This is a genomic window from Pseudaeromonas pectinilytica (assembly GCF_054780855.1).
Genome location: NZ_BAAGVN010000018.1, coordinates 1 through 847, shown reverse-complemented (window position 1 = coordinate 847; position 847 = coordinate 1). Strand labels below are relative to the sequence as shown.

Genomic DNA, 847 nt, shown 5'->3' with positions numbered 1-847 from the left:
TGGAACTGGTCAGGATCGGCTGTCGTACGGCTCCAATGCCACAACGCCTGTTGAAGCTGGCTGAGTCTCGATGGTAATCAGGATTTCTTAAGTATTTTGGCTGTTCCTTCCTTTGCTGATTCCTCCATTGCTGTTGATGATTTGTCTCTGATGATTTACGGCGCCTCTGTGCACTCTCAATGTACCGAGTCCCAAAGTGGCAATGGTAAGCCATGTGATTTTAGTTACTGGAATCCAGGCCTCGGTTTGGACTGGGCTTTTTGGGGGGACAGTGATATCGGTAAACTGTCGCTTCGCGGTGGCATTTATCGTGACTCTTACTACGAGTGGGCCAAATTTGCGGGCATGGCATATATCAAAGAGTGGTCATTTTACGAAAAATTCCATGCTGGGGTGGGGTTGCAGGCTGGTTATCTTAACAGTTTTGCGGTTGATGGTTTCATCGCCCTGCCGATGATCACTGTTGGCTATCAACGCTTTACGTTAGAAGTTGGTTACGCTCCCAAAACTAACGCTGTGCCAGGCAGAAACCACTCTGCTGTAACGTAAGCGCCCTTGAATCGGCATCTGTTTTTCTCAAAATCAGCTCGTCACACTTGAAATCCATTACCTCTTCATTCGATTTCCACTATGACCACTCAAGAACGTGCTGATTTTTGGCAGCAGCAGATCACTGCCTGGCTTGACTCCGGCCTCTCCGGCCACGCCTTTTGCAAAAGCCAGGCACTGATCTAGCCACCAGTTTGCTTACTGGCGCAAAAAGCTCGAACAGCCTGCGGCCTCGGACCCTCTTCCCGGCTTTGCCAGAGTCACCATGCCTGCTCCTGTCGCGGCCGAAGTCGGCTTG

At 50.5% G+C, this 847-nt stretch carries 2 protein-coding genes and 1 pseudogene; all 3 read left to right on the top strand.

All coding sequences use genetic code 11. The features are described from left to right. Positions 1 to 96: 96 nt before the first annotated feature. Positions 97 to 549, top strand: coding sequence for a hypothetical protein (locus ACYVG7_RS01665; protein ID WP_460881513.1), 453 nt, complete (start codon positions 97 to 99; stop codon positions 547 to 549). A gap of 81 nt (positions 550 to 630) precedes the next feature. Further along, positions 631 to 735, top strand: a complete 105-nt coding sequence (gene tnpA, locus ACYVG7_RS01660) for an IS66 family insertion sequence element accessory protein TnpA (RefSeq protein ID WP_460881512.1) — start codon at positions 631 to 633, stop codon at positions 733 to 735. Between the two features lie 10 nt (positions 736 to 745). Next, a pseudogene (locus ACYVG7_RS01655) lies at positions 746 to 847 on the top strand (hypothetical protein); the annotation flags it as partial.